Annotated in this window: 23 protein-coding genes and 1 other annotated feature; of the genes, 8 read left to right on the top strand and 15 right to left on the bottom strand. The window is 36.4% G+C overall.

The genetic code is table 11. From position 1 onward, the window contains the following. Nucleotides 1–14: 14 nt before the first annotated feature. A complete protein-coding gene (locus BLR86_RS16300) occupies nucleotides 15–485 on the bottom strand; it encodes a YhcN/YlaJ family sporulation lipoprotein (RefSeq protein WP_090763510.1) in 471 nt (156 codons plus the stop codon). Nucleotides 486–833: 348 nt separating this feature from the next. Next, nucleotides 834–1184: a DUF1360 domain-containing protein gene (locus BLR86_RS16295; RefSeq protein WP_090763508.1), complete on the bottom strand. Its 351-nt coding sequence runs from the start codon at nucleotides 1182–1184 to the stop codon at nucleotides 834–836. 128 nt (nucleotides 1185–1312) lie between these two features. On the opposite strand from BLR86_RS16295, the gene BLR86_RS16290 reads away from it, so the two are divergent. Continuing rightward, entirely contained in the window at nucleotides 1313–1828 is a 516-nt protein-coding gene (locus BLR86_RS16290; RefSeq protein ID WP_090763505.1) for a CotY/CotZ family spore coat protein, read from the top strand. Nucleotides 1829–1876: 48 nt separating this feature from the next. Here BLR86_RS16290 and BLR86_RS16285 read toward each other — a convergent pair whose 3' ends face one another. From BLR86_RS16285 to BLR86_RS16275, 3 genes are all read right to left on the bottom strand, one after another. Beyond that, a complete protein-coding gene (locus tag BLR86_RS16285; RefSeq protein WP_175492923.1) occupies nucleotides 1877–2377 on the bottom strand; it encodes a CotO family spore coat protein in 501 nt (166 codons plus the stop codon). A 116-nt stretch (nucleotides 2378–2493) separates the two neighbouring features. Beyond that, complete coding sequence (gene fabI, locus BLR86_RS16280; protein WP_090763499.1) at nucleotides 2494–3264, bottom strand: enoyl-ACP reductase FabI; 771 nt, start codon at nucleotides 3262–3264, stop codon at nucleotides 2494–2496. A 99-nt stretch (nucleotides 3265–3363) separates the two neighbouring features. After that, nucleotides 3364–5211, bottom strand: a complete 1848-nt coding sequence (locus tag BLR86_RS16275; protein ID WP_090763496.1) for a monovalent cation:proton antiporter family protein — start codon at nucleotides 5209–5211, stop codon at nucleotides 3364–3366. Between the two features lie 74 nt (nucleotides 5212–5285). Between BLR86_RS16275 and prpE the strand changes: the two genes are divergently transcribed. Next, the gene (gene prpE, locus BLR86_RS16270) at nucleotides 5286–6026 is read left to right on the top strand and encodes a bis(5'-nucleosyl)-tetraphosphatase PrpE (RefSeq protein ID WP_090763493.1); all 741 of its coding nucleotides are present in this window, start codon (nucleotides 5286–5288) and stop codon (nucleotides 6024–6026) included. Nucleotides 6027–6110: 84 nt separating this feature from the next. On the opposite strand, the gene BLR86_RS16265 is transcribed toward prpE, so the two are convergent. Genes BLR86_RS16265 through BLR86_RS16250 form a run of 4 tightly spaced genes read right to left on the bottom strand, consistent with a single transcriptional unit; the run spans nucleotide 6111 to nucleotide 8902 of the window. Continuing rightward, nucleotides 6111–7007: an RluA family pseudouridine synthase gene (locus tag BLR86_RS16265; protein WP_090763490.1), complete on the bottom strand. Its 897-nt coding sequence runs from the start codon at nucleotides 7005–7007 to the stop codon at nucleotides 6111–6113. Between the two features lie 24 nt (nucleotides 7008–7031). Continuing rightward, nucleotides 7032–7832: an NAD kinase gene (locus BLR86_RS16260; protein ID WP_090763487.1), complete on the bottom strand. Its 801-nt coding sequence runs from the start codon at nucleotides 7830–7832 to the stop codon at nucleotides 7032–7034. Nucleotides 7833–7873: 41 nt separating this feature from the next. Next, nucleotides 7874–8512: a GTP diphosphokinase gene (locus BLR86_RS16255; protein ID WP_090763484.1), complete on the bottom strand. Its 639-nt coding sequence runs from the start codon at nucleotides 8510–8512 to the stop codon at nucleotides 7874–7876. A gap of 30 nt (nucleotides 8513–8542) precedes the next feature. Then, nucleotides 8543–8902 (bottom strand): UPF0738 family protein, encoded by a 360-nt coding sequence (locus BLR86_RS16250; protein ID WP_090763482.1) that lies wholly within the window; start codon nucleotides 8900–8902, stop codon nucleotides 8543–8545. 116 nt (nucleotides 8903–9018) lie between these two features. Here BLR86_RS16250 and BLR86_RS16245 point away from each other — a divergent pair, with 116 nt between their 5' ends. From BLR86_RS16245 to BLR86_RS26155, 4 genes are all read left to right on the top strand, one after another. Continuing rightward, entirely contained in the window at nucleotides 9019–9597 is a 579-nt protein-coding gene (locus BLR86_RS16245) for a CYTH domain-containing protein (protein ID WP_090763747.1), read from the top strand. A gap of 72 nt (nucleotides 9598–9669) precedes the next feature. Then, nucleotides 9670–10077 (top strand): globin domain-containing protein, encoded by a 408-nt coding sequence (locus tag BLR86_RS16240; protein WP_090763479.1) that lies wholly within the window; start codon nucleotides 9670–9672, stop codon nucleotides 10075–10077. Beyond that, the gene (locus BLR86_RS16235; protein ID WP_254782350.1) at nucleotides 10074–10952 is read left to right on the top strand and encodes a ClpXP adapter SpxH family protein; all 879 of its coding nucleotides are present in this window, start codon (nucleotides 10074–10076) and stop codon (nucleotides 10950–10952) included. The genes BLR86_RS16240 and BLR86_RS16235 overlap by 4 nt, the downstream gene beginning before the upstream one ends. 275 nt (nucleotides 10953–11227) lie before the next feature. Continuing rightward, complete coding sequence (locus BLR86_RS26155) at nucleotides 11228–11401, top strand: hypothetical protein (protein ID WP_175492922.1); 174 nt, start codon at nucleotides 11228–11230, stop codon at nucleotides 11399–11401. Nucleotides 11402–11432: 31 nt separating this feature from the next. On the opposite strand, the gene pepF is transcribed toward BLR86_RS26155, so the two are convergent. The 5 genes from pepF to spxA all read right to left on the bottom strand — a co-directional run bounded on the left by pepF (nucleotide 11433) and on the right by spxA (nucleotide 17628). Beyond that, a complete protein-coding gene (gene pepF, locus BLR86_RS16230; RefSeq protein WP_090763476.1) occupies nucleotides 11433–13250 on the bottom strand; it encodes an oligoendopeptidase F in 1818 nt (605 codons plus the stop codon). A 134-nt stretch (nucleotides 13251–13384) separates the two neighbouring features. Then, nucleotides 13385–14581, bottom strand: coding sequence for a competence protein CoiA (locus BLR86_RS16225; RefSeq protein ID WP_175492921.1), 1197 nt, complete (start codon nucleotides 14579–14581; stop codon nucleotides 13385–13387). 100 nt (nucleotides 14582–14681) lie between these two features. Next, nucleotides 14682–16193, bottom strand: coding sequence for a cardiolipin synthase (gene cls / locus BLR86_RS16220; RefSeq protein ID WP_090763740.1), 1512 nt, complete (start codon nucleotides 16191–16193; stop codon nucleotides 14682–14684). Between the two features lie 69 nt (nucleotides 16194–16262). Then, nucleotides 16263–16934, bottom strand: coding sequence for an adaptor protein MecA (mecA, locus tag BLR86_RS16215; protein WP_090763471.1), 672 nt, complete (start codon nucleotides 16932–16934; stop codon nucleotides 16263–16265). Between the two features lie 298 nt (nucleotides 16935–17232). Then, on the bottom strand, nucleotides 17233–17628 hold the full coding sequence (spxA, locus tag BLR86_RS16210; RefSeq protein ID WP_045519743.1) for a transcriptional regulator SpxA: 396 nt from the start codon (nucleotides 17626–17628) through the stop codon (nucleotides 17233–17235). A 542-nt stretch (nucleotides 17629–18170) separates the two neighbouring features. On the opposite strand from spxA, the gene BLR86_RS16205 reads away from it, so the two are divergent. Together BLR86_RS16205 and trpS are read left to right on the top strand one after the other, a co-directional pair. Then, a complete protein-coding gene (locus BLR86_RS16205; protein ID WP_090763468.1) occupies nucleotides 18171–18356 on the top strand; it encodes a hypothetical protein in 186 nt (61 codons plus the stop codon). A 69-nt stretch (nucleotides 18357–18425) separates the two neighbouring features. Continuing rightward, nucleotides 18426–18668, top strand: a binding site (T-box leader). A 52-nt stretch (nucleotides 18669–18720) separates the two neighbouring features. Next, the gene (trpS, locus tag BLR86_RS16200; RefSeq protein ID WP_090763466.1) at nucleotides 18721–19710 is read left to right on the top strand and encodes a tryptophan--tRNA ligase; all 990 of its coding nucleotides are present in this window, start codon (nucleotides 18721–18723) and stop codon (nucleotides 19708–19710) included. Between the two features lie 44 nt (nucleotides 19711–19754). On the opposite strand, the gene BLR86_RS16195 is transcribed toward trpS, so the two are convergent. Beyond that, nucleotides 19755–20501, bottom strand: a complete 747-nt coding sequence (locus tag BLR86_RS16195) for a YjbA family protein (protein ID WP_090763463.1) — start codon at nucleotides 20499–20501, stop codon at nucleotides 19755–19757. Nucleotides 20502–20515: the final 14 nt, after the last annotated feature.

The raw sequence follows: 20515 nt of genomic DNA, 5'->3' as shown, positions 1-20515 counted from the left end.
TCAACCAACCCTTCCTACTTCAAATCAGATGTCATTTTGATAATCTCATTAAGCCGTTTCTCCGCCTTCATTTCGGATAGTTTTCCTTTATTCTTTCTCTCAACTAACCGAACAGCTTCAAGAAAAATCTTATAGTCACTTGACACTGCAATGTTTTCTTTTGGGTAATTTTTTTCTAGCCGTTTTGTTAAGTCCCTTTCAATCTTTTTCATCTTAAAACGCTGCATATGCTTCACTTTATAGACAACAAGTGTATCTTTTTTGCCTTTTACTACTGCCACATCATAGAGTTCATCAAAACTGCTGACTTCTCTTTCAATTTTTTTAACGGTGTCCTCGCCGTTATTCTTCTCTGTAACAATCGGGTTAGGATTGGTCGTTTTCATTAGCGCCAATTGGCTGTCATTTACGTTTTTACCCTGACTGCAGGAGACCAATAAGGATACACATGCCGTTACAATCATTAGTCGAAGTATGTAGACCATTTCATTTCCTTCCCTTATCCGAAATATAGAAATACCACTACACTATAGTTTTTTCGAGTTTGACCAAAATTATGACTACAAAGACTTATGTTTTGTTACTTTATTTATTTTGGCAATAAAAAAACTGCCACCCATACTGGCAGTTTACCTTATTATCTTTGAGTTTTTTTACCGCAGCCGCAGCCTTTTTTCTTCGTCGTCTTTTTCGTTAGCGAAGGCTTTGTTGATTGAGTTTTTTTATTTTCTATGTTCATTATTTATCCACTCCTGCATCATTATTATTTCTATTTATAGGATATGAGGAAAAATTATAACTCGTCTCAACGAACGACTATTTTATGCTATTTTTTATAACCAGAGCTGAAGAATGGATTCTAAAATTGCTGCTAATCCTGCAACTGCAAACACAAGCATGATGGGCAAAAATATAGTTGGATAGAAAAGGAATCCAACAACAACGGCTGTCGAAATCCACACACCAGTACACCAATAACAGCTTAGGAGCTCGCCAATGAATTTTTTTATTGGTGTACGTTTCGGCAGGTAAAATACCTCCATGATACCTTCTTCATTTTCTTCTTTGATTTCATCAAAAAACGGCTGACGAATAAACTGGGTAATTTTATCAAACACAATTAACCTGGTTAAGCGAAAGCTTGCCAATGCTAAGAGAATAAAAGTAAATAAATCGATATCCATTCTGATATTGTCCTTTCCCTGTAATAAGCCTAATTTTTCTCAAGAAGGCGATTGTCCGTTACCCAAAAGGTGCTGTTGAAATATGTTAATAATGTAAGATATATATCACGGATAGGAGGAGTAAATTAATGGGTTGTGGTAGAGATAGTAACTCAAACAGCAGCAATGGCTGTGTATGCGATGTTGTTCGTGCTATAAAAGACATCCAGGATAATGCTGCACTAGATGATGAGTGTGTAGATTGCCCAAGTTGTTTCTTAGAACCACTTGGTTCATTGGTGTCACCCGCAAGAAGAGATCGCGCTGATACACGTGTATTTGTCTTAAAAAACGCTGATGGTTCACCATTCCACGCGTTCTTTAGCGGTGAAAACAATGCATGCGTATCAATTTTCTTCCGCGTTGAAGATGTATTTGATAATTGCTGTGCAACACTACGTGTCCTAATACCAGGACGCAGGGATGACAACGGGAGATTCATTCCTGTTAACCTTGTGGCTGGAGGAGACAAGTGCTGTATTAACCTTGAAAGAGTCTGTCAAGTGGATCGTTTCCGCGCCAGCAATGACTGTATTACCGTTGATTTAAATTGCTTCTGTGCAATACAATGTATTGCCGATGTAGACTTAGGTCTATGCGATTAATTCTAGTAATAAAATGAGCCAGTCGATAACCCGGCTGGCTTTTTTTATTTACCTTTTTATACCAATCATCATAATATTTGTTAAATCTTTTATTTGTATCGTTTCTGTTTCTTGATTTGGAATTCGAATAGTTATATCTTGATCATTGTATTCAACTAAATATCCCTGATAATTCTTTTCTTTAGTAATAAAGACGCATGGAACAGACGGCAATGCTTTAGGAAAGTTCGCCAGGTATTCCAAACGTTCAATAAGTTTCATTTCCTTAAAGCCTTTTACCCGATTGAAAGTACGTTGTTTTTCTTGATTTTTTTGAGCTTTATTTTCTTCTTTCACTTCTTTTAACTTAGATTCATTAGGTAACTCTGTCTTAGCCAGTGAAACTTCAAAGACTTTTTTCTTGTCTCTATCAACCTCTAGCTGTGGTTCTTCAATTGGCAGTCGGACCTCCTGCCTATTTGTAAATACTTCCTGATTATTTTTTACAGGTGTATTTAGAAAAGTCTGTGAGACATATAATAATGGTCCCTTTTTTGTGTTTTTCTCCACCCAATTCACCTCCATTTACCTAGCCCTACATACTATATGTATGCAAATTGCCTATCCTCGTTCATAAAAATTGCCATAGAAAAAGCCCGCTAATCAATTATTAGCGGGCTTTACCATTATAAAATGTGATATCCTGAATCAACGTGAATATTTTCTCCCGTAATACCTCTTGAAAGGTCACTGAAAAGGAATAAAGCAGTATCGCCAACTTCCTCCGTTGTTGTCGCTCTTCGCAACGGCGCTCTTTCTTCGACTACTTTCGTAATCTCGTTAAAATCGCCAACCCCTTTTGCTGATAATGTTCGAATTGGACCAGCAGAGATGGAATTAACACGAATTCCCTCTTTCCCTAAATCTGCAGCCAGGTAGCGAACGCTTGCATCAAGAGAAGCTTTTGCCACACCCATTACATTATAGTTAGGCAATGCACGCTCTCCACCAAGATATGTTAAGGTCACAATACTACCGCCATCAACCATCAATCCTTTTGCTTCTTTTGCTACCGCAGTTAAAGAATAGGAACTAATATTATGTGCTAACAAGAAGCCATCTCTTGTTGTGTTCATGTAGTCACCTTTTAATTCTTCTTTGTTTGCAAAAGCGATACAGTGTGCAAAACCATGTATCGTTCCTACAGTTTCTTTAATCTCCGTAAAGCATTTAGCTACCTCTTCATCACTTGTTACATCGCACGGAAGTACTAAAGTCCCTTCCGCTTGTAAAGATTCGGCTAATTCACGGACATTCCCTTCAAGTCTTTCACCAGCATAAGTAAAGATTAAACGCGCGCCTGCATTGTGCAATGAACGAGCGATTCCCCAAGCAATACTCCGTTTATTTGCAACACCCATTACCACATATGTTTTTCCTTTTAAAGAAAGATTCATAAAGAAAAAGTCCTCCCATTTGAAGCATTATATTAGTTATTAGTACTTGGTACTAATATTACACCATTTATTAAAAAATGAAAAGTATCAACCTCTTAACTAGTATTCAAGTTCTCTTTTCAACTCATCTACATATTCTTTTGACCCAGTAACAATCAAACGGTCATTTAACAAGAGCTCTGTGTCTCCATGAGGGACAATCGAGTCTTTTCCTCGGAATATCCGGACAAAGATAACATCTCCTGTAAATGGGAACCTCCTTAATGTCATACCATCAAACTGTTCATTTTGCATGCTTATTTCATAAAGTGCTGTTTCTTGATTCGTTAGGATGTTAATGACACTCGGTGTTTCGATTAAGGCACGCAATAATGTTTTTGTTGACATGAAAGACGAGAAGACTTCAATGTCATTTTCCCTTAAGATTTGCTCAATTTCAGGAGTTTCAATTCGTGTTATGATTCTTGAAACCTCTTTTTCTTTCGCATTAAAAGACAAATCAGCATTTTTTTGATCATCACCGGTAGATATAACAAGAATATCAGCTTGAAAAATCTTATTCCTTTCAATGGAATCCAAAGAATAATCTGGAATCTCAACAATATCAAATAATGAGTTTGATGTTAGTTTATCTGATTTGTCCATTCTCGTGTGATACAAAACCGGTTCATATAAACTTGACTTTAGCTCCCTTGAAACAGGGAGTGTCACCTGGTTTGCGCCTAAAAAAGCAATTCTTAGTTTTCGATCAACCGCTTCTTGTTTTGGAAATAATTTTTTAAAAGCAATCGGCGTAAATATAGCGGTAATGACAGCTACCAATATCAGTGTCCCACTCATCTCCGAAGTGATAATCCTCATCCGTTCTCCAATCGTAGCTGCTGCGATGACAAGAGATAGTGTGGATGTTAGTAAAAAACCCGATGCAAGTACGGTTTTCGCATCATACCAGATTTTCAATAAATAAACTGGGACAAGCTTCGAAAGTAGGAATCCAATCAATAAAAGCGGTATTAATAGCAATAACTTTTTATCCGCAAACAGAGACCATACATCCAACTCCACCCCAATCATCACAAAAAAGATAGGTATAAAGAAACCATAGCCAAAGGAATCAAGTTTATGGATCAGTTCCTGATTTGGAGATAGGAGCGAAACGAGTACCCCTGCAAGGAAGGCACCTAAAATGTTCTCTGCCCCTACCGTCTCAGATAGTCCAACCAACACGATAATGAGCATAAATACAGCACGTGTGCCGATTTGTACTGTCCCTTTTGACAACGATTCTAATAATGGGCGATTTTTAAACCGTTTCCCCACAAAATACAAGACAACTCCTGCTGCAAACAAAATCAACAGCAGCCATGTATTCCCCTGGCCTTTGTCATAGATTGACACAAAAATTGCCATAAGGATCATCGTGACTAAATCAGCTACGACTGCAACTAATAATATAATTTGGCCGATGTTCGTTTTCATTAGATGGGCTTCCTTTAAAGTTGGTACAACGACCCCTAGAGAAATTGTTGATATAATAATAGTCATTAAAAAGGCATTATCCATAAATCCAGCGAAGACAAATAAATAGGATAAGCCTAATGAAAAGATAAATATTCCAATAAAAATAATTGATGAGACCAAGAAGGTGTTCGGTTCTTTTTTGCCGCTAAGAAGGATATTATTTTGCTTTCCCCCATTGAAAGCAGTAAAATCAATTTCTAATCCACTCAGAAACATTAAAAAAATAAAGCCAAGTGTAGAGAGCGTTGATAACCACATATCACCGTGAACAACATCGAAACCGCTTTTCCCAATCACCAGCCCCATAATAATTTCTGCAACCACCACTGGGATATAGTTTAATTTTAATCGGTGGAGTAAAATCGGGGTTACAAAAGCAATGGTCACAACCACTAATAAAGATATTACAGAAACATGCTGTTCCATAAATCCTCCTCCTTCGTTTCTTTAATAAAAATTACAAAAAAACAAAAACTATATTTAAAGGGGGCACTATTCCAATGAAAATTGATATTATCGGTGATATACACGGATGTTTGCCAGAATTCGAAGTCCTTACAAAGAAATGTGGTTACCAATGGGTAGACGGAATCCCGTTACATCCCGATAATAGGTTCTTAGGATTTGTTGGGGATTTAACTGACCGCGGACCATCTTCTCTACTAGTAGCTGAAATTATTTGGAGACTTGTAATTGAGCAAAAAAAGGCTTTTTACACACCTGGAAACCATTGCAATAAATTGTACCGCTACTTTATTGGAAATAAGGTTCAGGAAACGCATGGACTTGAAACAACTGTTGCTGAATATAAATCATTAGCGAAAAAAGAACAGAAATCAATTCAAAATAAATTTATTGAATTATATGAAAAATCTCCACTTCATTTAGTCTTAGATCAAAATAGGCTTGTGATTGCACACGCTGGAATAAAGGAAGAATTTATCGGGATGAAAGATTCTAAAGTTAAGACATTTGTCCTATACGGAGATATTACAGGCGAAAAACACCCTGATGGTTCACCCGTAAGAAGAGATTGGGCCAAGCAATATACTGGAAAAGCCACTATCGTTTACGGTCACACACCTGTGAAAGAACCAAGAATTATCAATAACACATATAATATTGATACTGGAGCAGTTTTTGGAGGAAAACTTACTTTACTCCGATACCCAGAGATGGAAATTGTTTCTGTAGATTCTACTATGCCATACATAGGAGAAAAATTTAAAGACTTTCCTTAGAAATAGGGAAAATAAGCCTAAGGATATCGACAAATTTCCTAGGAAATCATCAAATTACGCAAAAAAGGGTCGAACTTTAAAAAGTCAGCCCTTTTTGGGTAATTCATTCATATCAAATGGAAGTGGTGCAGTAAAATTCATTTCCATGCGAGTTAAAGGGTGATGAAAATGAATCTTTTTACAATGGAGCGCCTGACGTTTAATATGCAAAAGACTGCCGCCATACAGGTCATCTCCCAATAATGGGTGATGGATAAAAGACATGTGTACTCTAATCTGGTGAGTTCTCCCAGTTTTTAACTGTAATTCAACATGGGTGAATTCTTTATATCTTTTCAGTACTTTGTAATCAGTCCGTGCATATTGTCCATCACCGCGTACTTCTCTTTCAATAATACTGTCACTCTTTCTTCCAATCGGTTCTACAATCGTGCCCTGCTCAAGGATAAGATTGCCTTCTGCAAATGCTTCATATATTCTATGTACCTTACCTTTTTGTTGCTGCTTGCTAAATAAATGATGGATATGCCGATGTTTTGCAATTAATACAATACCTGACGTATCCCGGTCCAAACGGGTGACGATATGGGCAGTTGCTCTGATACCATTTTCTTCATAGTAACCCATCAAGGCATTTGCCATGCTTCCTGTTGGATGTTCCCTTGATGGAATGGTACTCATTCCCGCAGGTTTGTTTACAACTAATAGATATTTGTCTTCAAAAAGAATTTCTAATGGGATTCTTTCTCCTGCTATCCCTTCACTTGGATTTTCAGGTGGAAAGATAACGGTTAAGGTTTCCCCTTCTTTTAACACATACCGAACATTCACTTCTATGCCATTTGCCAGAATATTCCCGCCCCTGAATTTTATATCCGTTAGGGCAATCCGAGATATTTCCTCTTCTTTCAGGAATTCCTTGATTGTTTGACCAGCTTGAAATGGATTAACTTCCCACTGAAGTTGAAAACGTGAATTCATGTTATTTTTCCTCCAGCTTTTAAGTTAATCGGAATCTGATATAAAAGAATCATGGACCCTTTTCCAAAAAGGGAATGGCCGAAAACGAGCAAAGCGGATTTTTTCGTCTGGAACCCTAAATTGTATCGATTTAACATCCTTATGAAGCAAAGTAAGATGATCAACAGTTACTTGGAAATCAACACGATTTACTGGCTTCAGCATACAAGTATGGTGGGACGGCAGAATTAACGGTGATCCTACTGTCCGAAACACTCGGTTATTAATTGACGCCATTTCAGCGACCTGTAACGCAGGAATAGATGGATGGATTATGGCCCCTCCTAGTGCTTTATTGTAGGCAGTACTGCCAGATGGAGTGGATATACATAATCCATCGCCTCGGAAACGTTCAAAGTGCTGTCCGCGAATCTCTACATCCATAACCAATGTCCCTTCCACGCTCTTGACAGTGGATTCGTTCAGAGCAAGGTACCGTGACTCCTTACCGGCGTGCTGATAACGAATAATCACTTCAATTAACGGATATTCAACCACTTGGTATGGTGTTTTGGCGATTGCAATGACTAATTTTTCAATCTCATCAGGGGTCCAGTCAGCATAAAAGCCGAGATGTCCAGTATGAATTCCGACGAAAGCAGTCTTATCCAAGCGGCTGCTGTATCGGTGGAAAGCATATAGAAGTGTCCCATCACCACCGATTGAAACAACAATATCTGGTTGGTCTTCGTCATAAATAAGATCAAAGTCGAGTAGGTATGTCCGCATCTTGTGCATTAAGATATTAGATTTTTGATCCCCTTTGGATGTAATCGCAAATTTCATATTTATTAACTCCTCATACTGAAATGCTTACAAATCTCCAGTCAGCTTTTCTCCTCTTGTTTGAACTCTTTATTTCTAGTAAAAAATGCTTGCGCCTCTTGAATTTCACCACGAATTAATGACATTTCTTCATCCAAGCGAAATGCCGCCTCCGCGGCCCGTTGTAGCCTCATTTGGATATCAGTGGGAAAAATTCCTTTATACTTATAGTTTAAACTGTGCTCAATTGTCGCCCAAAAGTTCATCGCCAATGTTCTAATTTGTATTTCAGCAAGGATTTTTTTTTCTCCATGTATCGTTTGGACAGGATATTGGATTACAACATGGTATGAGCGATATCCACTCGTTTTTTTGTGTGAAATATAATCTCTTTCCTCAATGATGACCAGATCATTTCGATTTCTTAATAATCTTACTACATGATGAATATCATCGACGAATTGACACATGATTCGCATACCAGCAATATCCTGCAATTCCTCTTCCAATTTATCTAGCGGAATCCCTTTTTGATTTGCTTTATCAAGGATACTTGCGATTGGCTTTACTCTGCCAGTCACAAATTCAATTGGAGAATGGCTCGAATCAAGCTCAAATTGACCTCTCATCCCTTTTAATTTGATCTTCAGCTCAGACACAGCTTGTTTATATGGAGCTAAAAATTGGTCCCAATGCTTCATGATTCCACCTCAACAAAAACTAATATATATTTAAAAATGCTCTTCTACTTTTGCAACCATGTCTTTACCGTAATTACTGTTACCCCTTATGTTGTTAATAACATAAGCTAGCTCCTCATAGAAATTAGATAATTCTACTTCCTCTTCCTGGCTTTGAATAAACACTGGGGTTTGTTCTCCATATGTGCTTTTTAACAATGGCCAAAATGGTTCTGGAATGTCGATATATGTATACCCCTCTGGATTCTCCATTAAATAAACAAAAGAAAATAGCTTAGAATCAACAAGAATTTGTTCAGATGGAAGAAGACCGCTAATTGACTCATCAGTAAGTAATAATAATTTGTTATCTACAATAGTTGCTTTTTTGATTGTAATTTTTTTATTCATTTTCTACCTCCAGTATTCACTCTACCATTTTAGCATAATCTACCCATTTCTCCCAAGAATTGCGGTTCAACCATAAGCTAAGATACAATAAATATGAAGAGAAAGGAATGGACCAAATGTCAGAAACAATTGAAATAGAATTTAAAAATTTGCTTACAAAAGAGGAATATGAAATTCTCCTCAATATATTTAAAGTAGAAAGACAGCAAATCATAAGCCAAAAAAATCATTACTTTGACACACCCGGTTTTGAATTAAAGAATTTGGGAGCTGCACTAAGAATAAGAGAAAAGAATAATAACTTTGAATTTACTTTAAAACAGCCCGCTGCTGTTGGTCTTTTAGAATCTACGCAACTTTTATCAGATAATGAATACCAAACAGCCATTGAACATGGAGCATTTCCTAAGGGAATCGTTTATGAGCGGTTGGAAACATTAAATATATCAATAAACCGTATCGAGTATTTCGGATCTCTACTAACAAATAGGGCTGAATTCCCATACAAGAACGGACTGCTTGTATTGGATCATAGTTTTTATTTACAAACAGAAGACTATGAGGTGGAATACGAAGTGGAGGATATACATGTTGGTCAACTGGATTTCCAAGATCTACTCCAGCGCCATGACATTCCCATACGCAAAACTTTCAATAAAATTGCACGGTTTTATCGACAAAAATATATTTTCTAAGCGGTTTATTTGAGATATCAAAAATCCATTGATAAAATGAAGAAAACAAACATATCTAAAGGAGTTGTCAAAATGTTTGAGAAAAAGCCTACTCCATATGAGGCCATAGGCGAAAATACACTCCACCGCCTTGTGGATGCTTTTTATGGTTTGGTTGCACAACATCCTGACCTTGCTCCAATCTTTCCAAATGATTTTTCAGAAATTGCCCGAAAACAAAAGCAATTTTTAACACAATATTTGGGAGGACCTCCAATATATACAGAGGAGCATGGTCACCCTATGATGCGTGCACGACATTTGCCTTTTCCCATAACTCCTACCCGCGCAAAAGCATGGCTTTTCTGCATGGAACAAGCGATGGACAAGACTGGATTAGAGGGTCAAGAAAGAGATGAATTTTATTCTAGGCTCTATCTAACTGCACAACACATGGTCAACACACCAGATGAAGATGAGATATTAGGTGAAAATTCGTGAGTAACACAGGATTCACTTCTAAACCTCAATCCTATAGTAATGAAAAGAAGCCACTTGAATTATATATGTTCATCGATCCTTTATGCCCAGAGTGTTGGGCACTTGAACCAATCCTAAAAAAACTGTATATCGAATATGGTCGATATTTTTCCATGAAATATGTATTAAGTGGACGGATCTCTAATTTAAATCATCGCAAAAAGAAGAATTATGAAGTTATCGCAGATTTATGGGAAAAGACTGCTAGCAGATCAGGTATGTCCTGTGACGGGAACCTTTGGTTAGAAAATCCTGTAACATCCCCTTATGTTGCTTCAATTGCGATAAAAGCTGCAGAGCTACAAGGAAGACGTGCAGGTTTGCGGTTCTTACGTAAGCTGCAAGAAATACTGTTTATTGATAAACAAAACATTTCCCATATTGGGGTACTTAAAACCTGTGCAAAAAGTGCGGGATTAGATGTTGAGGAGTTCATCTCTGATTTCCATTCAGATAGTGCTGCCAAAGCATTTCAGTGTGATCTAAAAATTACAACAGAGATGGAGGTACAAGAGATTCCTACTCTTGTATTTTTTAACGAGAACGCTGAGGATGAAGGAATTAAAATTACTGGACCATACCCATATGAAGTCTATGAGCAGATTCTAGAAGAAATGCTTTCTGAACAGCCGATAAAAAATCAGCCCCCACCAATAGAGAGTTTTTTGAAGTATTTTAAAGTAGTGGCTTCTAAAGAGGTTGCCGTTGTTTATAATATGTCTATCTCGCAGGTCGACCGGGAAATGAAAAAATTGCTTTTACTTCAGAAAGTGGAACTGCTACCAGCAAAATATGGGACATTTTGGCGATATATTGGAGAAGAAACTAACCGGTAATTTCCACATGAACGTGAAAAGACCTTGCAGCAAAACTGCAAGGTCTTTTTCTATTAATACGAACAAAGGGGATGGGAGAAATTTTTCACGGTCAAACAAAGGGGTATATGTTTGTTGTGATTAACTTCACGTATAAAATATAACATGGATTTGAGCTCTTTGACAATGTGATTGTGTGTTATTTCACATAATTGTCAAAAACATATTATCTTGGTTTGGACAATAAACTATTACTAGGGTTGAAACGTACTCTTATAAAAAGGTGGCATGCTTCAGTGAAAAATTTACCGATTATCCTCTTGATTTTGTTTATTATTATTGGATTTTCTCTTCATATCCTAGCCTTAATGAAAGTTTTCCCATTAATCATCAGTACTCCGCTATTATTTATTGGAATCCTTACGTTTCTATTTTATCTAAACGACAGAAGAAGATTCAGAGGGTTTTAAAGGGATGGTCCCGCAGGACCATCCCAAATTTTTATGACAATAACTGTTCTAATTCATTTAACTTTTCTTCAAACACCTTACATGCATCCTTAATGGGGTCTGCGCTCGTCATATCTACTCCAGCTTTCTTAAGAACTTCGATTGGGTAATCGGAGCTTCCAGAACTTAAGAAATCAATATAGCGTTTAACAGCTGGCTCCCCTTCCTCAAGGATTTGTTTGCTTAATGCAGTTGCCGCACTATAGCCGGTAGCATATTGATACACATAATAATTGTAATAGAAATGAGGGATTCTAGCCCACTCTAAGCCGATTTCCTCATCAATTACTATATCCTCTTCGCCAAAATACTTCTTATTCAAAGCATAATATTCATTCGTTAAAAGTTCGGCTGTCAAAGCTTCATTATTTTGAGCCTTTTGATGAATTAAATGCTCATATTCAGCAAACATCGTTTGACGGAATACGGTACCTCTAAAGCCCTCTAAATAATGATTTAATAAATAGATTCGTTTTTGTTCATCCCCGATCGTTTTCAATAAATAATCATTCAATAATGCCTCGTTACACGTTGAGGCAACCTCCGCTACAAAAATTGAATAATTTCCATACGGATATGGCTGATTTTTTCTTGTATAGTAGCTATGGACAGAATGACCAAATTCATGAGCCAACGTAAATAAGTTATTCACATTATCTTGCCAATTCATGAGAATATAAGGGTTTGTTCCATAAGCGCCAGATGAATACGCGCCGCTGCGCTTTCCTTTATTTTCATGAACATCTACCCATCGATTCTCAAAACCTTCTTTTAGAATTTGTGAATACTCCTCACCTAATGGAGCAAGCCCTTTAACCACATACTCTTCTGCTTCTTTATATGGAATTTCCATTTTCACATCTTTAACTAAGGGTGTATATAAATCGTACATATGCAACTTTTCTACCCCTAACACCTTTTTTCGGAGTTTAACGTAACGATGCAATAGGTGCAAATTATCGTTAATCGTATTAACTAAATTATCATATACACTTTCAGGAATATTATTGGCTGAAAGGGCTGCATGTCTCGCAGAATTATATTTTCTAATTCTTGCATTAAAATTATCCTTTTTCACATTTCCACTAATCGTGCTGGCAAAGGTATTACGGAACTTTCCATAGGTTTCGAAAACCGCTTTAAAAGCAACGCGGCGAACTTCCTGCTTCCCACTCTCAAGAAAACGGATGTACCGTCCATGAGTGATCTCGACCTCTTCACCATTTTCATCTTTAACAGATGGGAACTTTAAATCTGCGTTATTTAACATCCCGAAGGTGTTACTTGACGCATCCATGACTTCACTAGCTTCTGCTAGCAAAGCTTCCTGCTCTGCAGATAAAACATGTGGCCTTTGCAGATTAATTTCCTCAATCGCATGTTCATAAAGCTTTAATTCGGATTTCTCGTTTAAAAACCCATTAACCTTACTTTCCTCTAGGGCAAGAATTTCAGGAACAATAAATGCTAATTGACTGCCCGCTTGAGAGTATAGGTTTTTCATTCTGTCATCTAATCCTTGATAAAAAGAATTCGTCGTGTCCTGATCATAGCGCATATGGGCGTATGTATAAAGCTTTCCAATTCTTTCAAGAAGTTTATCTTGGAATTGAAGAGCATGATAAAGTGTATCAGCACTCTCACCCAGTTTTCCTTCAAACTCTTTAATCCCTGAAATTTGGCTCTTTACTTCTTGATATTCTTTTTCCCATACATCATCACTAGTAAAAATATCTTCTAATCTCCATGTATCTTCAACCGGAATTTCACTTCTTGCAGGCAGAGCTTTTACAGCCGTTTCGTTTGCCATATTAATTCCTCCATTCACTTTTTTAGGTATACGAAAAGAACTTTAACCTTATTACTATTCTCCTTTTTCCTGCAATTTCCTTTAATTTTTAAAAAGATTTACCCATTATATTATGCCCTAAAGAATCATTTCATTTATATTTTCCCAAGGATGGTTCTATTTTTTTGATAAAATTCGTGCTTTCCCTCTTCCTTTTCACGGTTAGAGGTTGGGATTATGAATCCTTTTTGCACTTGATACATGGATTCGCCCCTTTTTATAATGATACCGAGTCTTTCTAGTAGTTGAAAATACTCCCGTACAGCTATAAAAGGGGTCTCATTAGGGAGTTGTGGTAACTTCCTGAGAAAGAGTTCATTCAATTTTGCTCTTTTATTGAAAGCTTTCTCCACACCCTTTAAATCAATTAAGGAACGAGGTGATTTATTCTGAAAAACATCCAAATACAAATAAGTTTGCCAGATGATAGGTGGTGTTTGAATCAAGAGGGAATGGCTAACGGGTAATCCGATTTCTGGTGGTAGCAAATATAAGTTGAGGTTATGATGATAGATTTCGCGAAGAAATCGATTTACATCGGGGCTAGGATGGAGTGACCAATTTATCGTGAATTTCTCCATTTCATTTGCCCATTTTGGGTAGTTAAATGAATTAAATACTCTAGGTTCAAGAATTTCTTCAATTCCTGTCTTATGAATAGAAAATTGTTGGTGGTTGGCGGTAGCGTTTTTAATAGAAAATGGCTGGATTGAACAGAGGATATGAAACCTTTTTTCTTCGGGGCAATAAGAAGGAAGTACCAATTGCCTGTTCGTTATTTTTCTTAAAAAGAAATAATTGAAATTGGACAAGGAGAAAACATTACTCCTTTTTGCTTTAACATGCTTGCTGCCTAATATCCAGAGGGGAATGTAATGATGTTGGATGTATGACTCCGTCCTCTTAATAAATACCTCTTCAGGTATCGGTGAACATTGATATTCTAGTGCGTACCTGTTGCCACCAAAATCAAACATGATATCAGGCCGCTGTCCGATCACCGAATCATAATACTCCAATTCTGCAGGAATCCCTTGAATTTGTAACCACCGAAAGAGCTGAAGCTTACCTTTTATATGATATAGGGATTCACTTTCATGAAAATCACTGCAAACCGTACCACTTCGATGAGCAAAATGATAAATTCGTTGATTTCCTAATTTAAGGGAAACTGCTTCCCCACAAACCGGACAAAAAAATTTCTCATGGTTCCGAAGTATCAATAAATTCTCTTTTTCATATTTATTACTTAAGCTAAATATAGTTCCTGATTTTGTTCGTGCCGTTAACAAATGAATATCAGCCTCCTTTTATCCCTTACATTCGTTTTCCATGACAAGAAATCCTTTTTTAAACAAAAAGAAAACTCGTCATTATGACGAGTTTGTGAACTTAAAGAAGCGGTGAAAGTAACCTTGCTGTTGACTCAAGTAATCGTAAGCCAATATGTCTTTTTCTAAACAATGATAGTTCAAGCTGTTTTGCATATTCAAGGTCATTGATATATTCAGCCACAAGCTTTTGAGTACTTTTTGTTCGAAATAGGAAGGCATTTACCTCAAAATTCAAATGAAAACTACGCATATCCATATTTGATGTACCAATAGAAGCTAGCTCGTGGTCGACTATTACGATTTTACTATGCATAAACCCGCGTTCATACTCATACACCTTTACTCCTGCTTCTAAAAGCTCTGGAAAATAGGAGCGAGAGGCATGAAAGACAACTCGTTTGTCTGGACGATTTGGTACAAGTAATCTCACATCAATGCCACTAAGGGCAGCCACTTTTATCGCTGAAAAGATATCCTCATCAGGTATAAAGTATGGCGAAGCAATCCAAACAGATTCTTTTGCAGAAGTGATCATTGAGAAGAATATATTTTTAATGACACTCCATTCATTATCCGGACCACCGGCAATTAACTGGACACCTCCATGATTTTTTTCATCTATTTGCGGGGACAAATACTCTGCTGTTAAAAAGCTGTGGTTGGTCATGTAATACCAATCTTGTAAAAAAATCAGCTGTAGCGACCGAACTGCTTCTCCTCTTAACATTAAATGTGTGTCGCGCCAATAGCCATAATTTGGATTCCTGCCTAAGTATTCATCTCCAATATTAAGTCCACCAACAAATCCAATCATGCCATCAATCACAATGATTTTTCGATGATTTCTAAAGTTAAATTTATTATTTAAAAATGGCAGCTTAACTGGACCGAAACATACTGTTTCTATTCCTGCATTCCTCAAATCATTAATATATTTTCTTGATAATTTCCACGAACCCACTGCATCGTAGAGAAACCGGATTTTAACCCCTTGAGCCGCTTTTTCAATTAGGACCTCTTTAATTTCTTCTCCAATCCGATCATCCCTGACGATATAATATTCCATATGGATGTGATGTCTGGCTCTTTTCATTTGTTCAAGGATATGATGAAAGGTTTCCTCTCCATTGGTTAAGACCTTGGTTGAGGTATCAAAGGAAATTGGGCTATTTCCTAATTTTTGTGCTAAAGTAAAAAGTCTGGCTTGGTGTTCCCCCATTAAACTAAGCTTTTCTTCACTTCTGGGGTCATTTTCACCCTCTACCGTTAAAAACGTTTGTTTATCAAGAAAATATTTCTTTCGATACATTTTCTCTTTCCGGTAATTTCTCCCGAAAAGTAAATAGAAGAAGAATCCTACTAATGGAAAGCTTCCTAAAACAACCAACCAGGTAATGGTTTGGGTTGGATGGCGATTCTCTAGAAAAATAACAAACGCAATAAAAATGACAGACAACGTGATTAACAGGCTCAAAAAACCAAAAATTCCACCCTGTAAATATTCCTTAAAGAAATATAAAAGTATGGATAAAACGAGCACAAACAATACAACTCTTACTGTGTTTTTCAGTCTCATCACCACCAATAATAATCTGCCTATGTAAAAAAACACCGATTTCAATAATAGAAATCGGCATGTTTATTTAAAATATTTTCTTATTTCTGCAAAAACATCTTTAGAAATGATTTCTTTACCATACTCCTGAATACGATGAATCGTTAGCTGTGTTTCATAGCCATATTCAAGCAAAATACTTAAAATATCATCAATTTCGTCCTCTTCAAACACATCTTCTGGAAACTCAGTATATAAATAGTATTTATTTTCATAATTGTGTAATACGGTAATTAACTCATCAAGGCCGCCACGATTTGATAGCATAATGACATCCTCAAAATCTTTGAAGGCAATTAAAAACTCTAAAGATTCTTCTTCGATTATAAGGTCATCATCATCACGATGTCCTGGATTAAAATGAGAATCCAAGATATCATCAATGTTATTATCAACTGGTAAATCTTTCAATTTCTCATTTGGAATTGGCAACTCAAACTTTTGACCATCCTTTGAAACTTGTGCTTTGGTTACAAGAATTTCTAACCCCTTTTCTAAAGCCTGCACTTGAATCCATAATGGTCCTTCCACAACAAACTCTTCCTCTTGATGAACCTCATCCATCATTTCCCAGAACAGTTCCTCGCTTCGTTCTCGATTGTACCAAATTTCCTCACGATCAAAGCCTCGTTCTTCTATATCACCATATGAGATGTAAAATTTTACGGTATTCTCATTAATACGTTCGATTTCCATCTTAGCCACTCCCTTCCGTTTCCTTATTGAAGGGACTATATACCCCCAAACAGACAATGCTTTTAGCAATTACCCAAGTAGAAAGGATCAATAGTGTTGTAAAAAAAGACTATAATCCTTGTACTTTCATTTTATGACAAAAGTATTAAATTGGGAAATAATATTACTCTTAATTGCAAAAAACCATTCATTTGCCTATTAATTAGATATTCCTTACATTGTAACAAAATGACTTGGAAATCTCAAACTAAAAGGTGGTGCAAAAAAAGCCTTCATATCTGAAGGCTTTTTCAACATGTTAATTTACCATACGCTGGGCTTCTCTCAATTGGAAAGTACGTACTCTCCTCGGTAGAAACCGTCTAATCTCATCCTCATTATAACCAACCTGTAAACGCTTTTCGTCGATGATAATTGGACGACGTAATAATCCAGGGTTAGCTTTTATTAATTCAAATAAATCCTGAAGTGGCATTGTATCTAGATTTACGTCTAATTTTTGAAAGGTTTTTGATCTGGTTGATATAATTTCATCCGTACCATCTTCTGTCATTCGAAGGATTTCCTTAATTTCTTCAATTGACAATGGTTCGGAAAAAATATTTCTTTCAGTATATGGAATCTCATGCTCTTCTAACCATGATTTCGCTTTCCTGCATGATGTACAACTTGGTGAAGTGTATAATGTAACCATTTGTCTCCACACTCCTCTTTTAATTACTATTCAATACTATAGTAAACGCATTCACTAAGTGATTCTTGATTAAAATAATTATAAATAAGTAATTTATATCATTAATTATACACCACTGTTTCTAAAAAAGGTATCCTTTTTTCAAAATTTATTGAATGTCAAATATGTAACGTTAATTTTTATATATATTATCTTAGACGAATAAACTACAAAGAAGTTTCATACTTTTTGATCGTTAAATCTTGTTTTTTTCCCTAGTTAGAACCATTTAGTACAATCTTCGAATTTGTTGTTCCTTTTGTGTAGGTATTCACATAAAAATCTGAACTTTTATTTCGATTTAACTATATAGCTTTCAAATTTATCCCGTGATTATTCTCAATTAAAACTTTTTAATGAAAACGCATACATAATTTATAGCCTATTATGGTTTTTTATTCGTTTACCTCTTTTAATAATTGCCAAGTTCTTTTAATATAATAGGGAGGGGAAATACAATACAAATGTTATCATAACTTTTGAATTGAAATGGAGGTTTTATCATGGGTGGATACATAGCTGATTTAACAATGGTTGCAATTCTTATTATTGGTATTACTGCACTTATGGGTGTAATAACCAATGGCTTTGGCGAAAACGTTTTTGGAGGAAAGAAACGCTCTGAATTTGTAGATCAAAGTGCCAAATACCAAACACGTTGGAAAAGTGTTGGCGGCAATAAAAAGTAACAATAAAACCCTGTAGTTTACTTGATTACGAATAAATATTTAATTATAATAAGAATAAGTAAATTAAAGTAGTTGGCAATGACAAAGAGTAGTACGTATTTTTATCCGGTTCAGAGAGTTTGTGGTTGGTGGAAACAAACACGGAAAAATACCGAATGGACTTTCGAGCTTCTTTTCCGAATTTCTATGAAATGTAGGAAAAGACGTTACCTTGCGTTAAAAGGGTCCTGAGGCTATTCAATCAAGATATTCAGGAAATGAGTGACTCTTTTGAGTAATTTAGGGTGGTACCGCGAACCATTCGTCCCTATCGTTGTGGGGATGAATGGTTTTTTTTATTATAAAAATTTAGGAGGTTGCGGTCATGCAAACGATTTTTTCAGGAATTCAGCCTAGTGGTACGATAACACTGGGAAACTATATTGGGGCAATGAAGCAGTTTGTAGAATTACAAAATGATTATAATTGCTACTTTTGTATTGTTGATCAACATGCGATAACGGTTCCACAGGACCGTTTAGTACTTCGTAAGAATATCCGAAGTTTGGCAGCACTTTATTTAGCTGTTGGCATCAACCCAGAAAAGGCAACATTATTTATCCAATCAGAAGTTCCAGCTCATGCTCAGGCTGGATGGATGATGCAATGTATCGCCTATATTGGTGAATTGGAACGAATGACACAATTCAAAGATAAATCTACGGGTAAAGATGCAGTATCCGCAAGTTTATTAACCTATCCGCCATTAATGGCTGCCGACATTCTATTATACAATGCCAATTTAGTACCTGTTGGAGAAGATCAAAAGCAGCATTTGGAATTAACGCGCGATTTAGCGGAAAGATTTAATAAAAAATATGGAGATGTATTAGCGATCCCTGATATTCGTCTACCTGAAGTTGGTGCCAGAATTATGTCGTTACAGGAACCAACAAAGAAAATGAGCAAATCCGACCCAAATAGTAAAGCTTTTATTACACCGCTTGACGATCCAAAACAAATAGAAAAGAAAATTAAAAGCGCTGTTACTGACTCAGAAGGTATTGTTAAATTTGATCAGGCCAATAAGCCAGGAATTTCTAATCTGCTTTCGATTTATTCCATATTAGATAATAAGACCATCCCAGAGATTGAAGCAATGTATCATGGAAAAGGATATGGAGATTTCAAAGGGGATTTAGCCGACGTGGTTGTAAATGTATTTAAACCGATTCAAGAAAAATATAATAACTTAATGGAATCTAGCGAACTTGATAGGATTTTAGACGAAGGTGCTGAAAAGGCAAACCAAGTTGCCAGTAAAACAGTTAAGAAAATGGAAAATGCCATGGGATTAGGAAGGAAAAGAAAATAATAAAATGCCCGGGCACGAAAGCTATTTCGTGCCCGGGCATTTTTTCAGTTTACTTTTGGTCCATGCTCCATTTCCCATAGTTTTTCGAAGAATGGCTGACCTTTAATTAGATTTTCGCAAAATGTTTCATGCCGTTTAGACCATCCATATTTCGCTTCTTCAAACAACTGCTGCCATGCACTCTCAAAGTTTAATTCTTGTATAGCTGAGTAACGCTCTGGACACCATTCAGTAAACCAATAACGCACTTCTGCTTCGTTCTTTGATGTATGTAATTGATCCAGTGCCATAAATAATAGCTGTTTTAGTTGACGCTCTTTTCTCGTTAGTCCTGTCATTAATTCAGGTTCTGGTGCTAAAATATGAAAATCCTTGTCCACTGAGATTGTTTGAAAATGATATTCTTTTGCTTCGTGTGTTGCAATCATTTCATAGACAAGTTGCTCTTGTCGTGGAATTAGTCTACTTTTTCTAATAGGTATCGAATATCCAATCGTATCAATAGCTAGTATTCCAACCCCATCCGTTACCACAAAGCAGTAATCTAGTTGAATTCTTTCATGGTTTTTTCTTAAATATGCTTTTTGAAAAATATCATCTAGAAGCTGTTGAGGTAATTCCGAGAGATCGTTCTCTATATAGTTAAAGAGAATCGGTTCTACTTTTAACAAAGGAGCTTGGTCTAACAGCTCTACACCATCGTCTTTGCGCCATTCATGAAAGTGACACACATTATATCCGTTTTCTTCCCCTTCAAACCAATTTACCCAAACATCATGAAGATACAACATTGTACAACCCCTCA

It is taken from the genome of Bacillus sp. OK048, assembly GCF_900103525.1.
Classification (GTDB): Bacteria; Bacillota; Bacilli; order Bacillales; family Cytobacillaceae; genus Neobacillus.
The sequence above is the reverse complement of the archived record's forward strand: the minus strand, read 5'-3'. Positions and strand labels throughout refer to the sequence as shown.

Bases quoted from the DNA above. Each gene is read 5' to 3' on its own strand.
- BLR86_RS16245 (WP_090763747.1), top strand. From the start codon at position 9,019: ATGTCAGAAACAATTGAAATAGAATTTAAAAATTTGCTTACAAAAGAG.
- BLR86_RS16205 (WP_090763468.1), top strand. From the start codon at position 18,171: ATGGGTGGATACATAGCTGATTTAACAATGGTTGCAATTCTTATTATT.
- BLR86_RS16300 (WP_090763510.1), bottom strand. From the start codon at position 485: ATGGTCTACATACTTCGACTAATGATTGTAACGGCATGTGTATCCTTA.
- BLR86_RS16265 (WP_090763490.1), bottom strand. From the start codon at position 7,007: ATGAATTCACGTTTTCAACTTCAGTGGGAAGTTAATCCATTTCAAGCT.
- BLR86_RS16240 (WP_090763479.1), top strand. From the start codon at position 9,670: ATGTTTGAGAAAAAGCCTACTCCATATGAGGCCATAGGCGAAAATACA.
- fabI (WP_090763499.1), bottom strand. From the start codon at position 3,264: ATGAATCTTTCTTTAAAAGGAAAAACATATGTGGTAATGGGTGTTGCA.
- BLR86_RS16250 (WP_090763482.1), bottom strand. From the start codon at position 8,902: ATGAATAAAAAAATTACAATCAAAAAAGCAACTATTGTAGATAACAAA.
- BLR86_RS16260 (WP_090763487.1), bottom strand. From the start codon at position 7,832: ATGAAATTTGCGATTACATCCAAAGGGGATCAAAAATCTAATATCTTA.
- pepF (WP_090763476.1), bottom strand. From the start codon at position 13,250: ATGGCAAACGAAACGGCTGTAAAAGCTCTGCCTGCAAGAAGTGAAATT.
- spxA (WP_045519743.1), bottom strand. From the start codon at position 17,628: ATGGTTACATTATACACTTCACCAAGTTGTACATCATGCAGGAAAGCG.
- prpE (WP_090763493.1), top strand. From the start codon at position 5,286: ATGAAAATTGATATTATCGGTGATATACACGGATGTTTGCCAGAATTC.
- trpS (WP_090763466.1), top strand. From the start codon at position 18,721: ATGCAAACGATTTTTTCAGGAATTCAGCCTAGTGGTACGATAACACTG.
- mecA (WP_090763471.1), bottom strand. From the start codon at position 16,934: ATGGAAATCGAACGTATTAATGAGAATACCGTAAAATTTTACATCTCA.
- BLR86_RS16195 (WP_090763463.1), bottom strand. From the start codon at position 20,501: ATGTTGTATCTTCATGATGTTTGGGTAAATTGGTTTGAAGGGGAAGAA.
- BLR86_RS16275 (WP_090763496.1), bottom strand. From the start codon at position 5,211: ATGGAACAGCATGTTTCTGTAATATCTTTATTAGTGGTTGTGACCATT.
- BLR86_RS16255 (WP_090763484.1), bottom strand. From the start codon at position 8,512: ATGAAGCATTGGGACCAATTTTTAGCTCCATATAAACAAGCTGTGTCT.
- BLR86_RS16295 (WP_090763508.1), bottom strand. From the start codon at position 1,184: ATGGATATCGATTTATTTACTTTTATTCTCTTAGCATTGGCAAGCTTT.
- BLR86_RS16290 (WP_090763505.1), top strand. From the start codon at position 1,313: ATGGGTTGTGGTAGAGATAGTAACTCAAACAGCAGCAATGGCTGTGTA.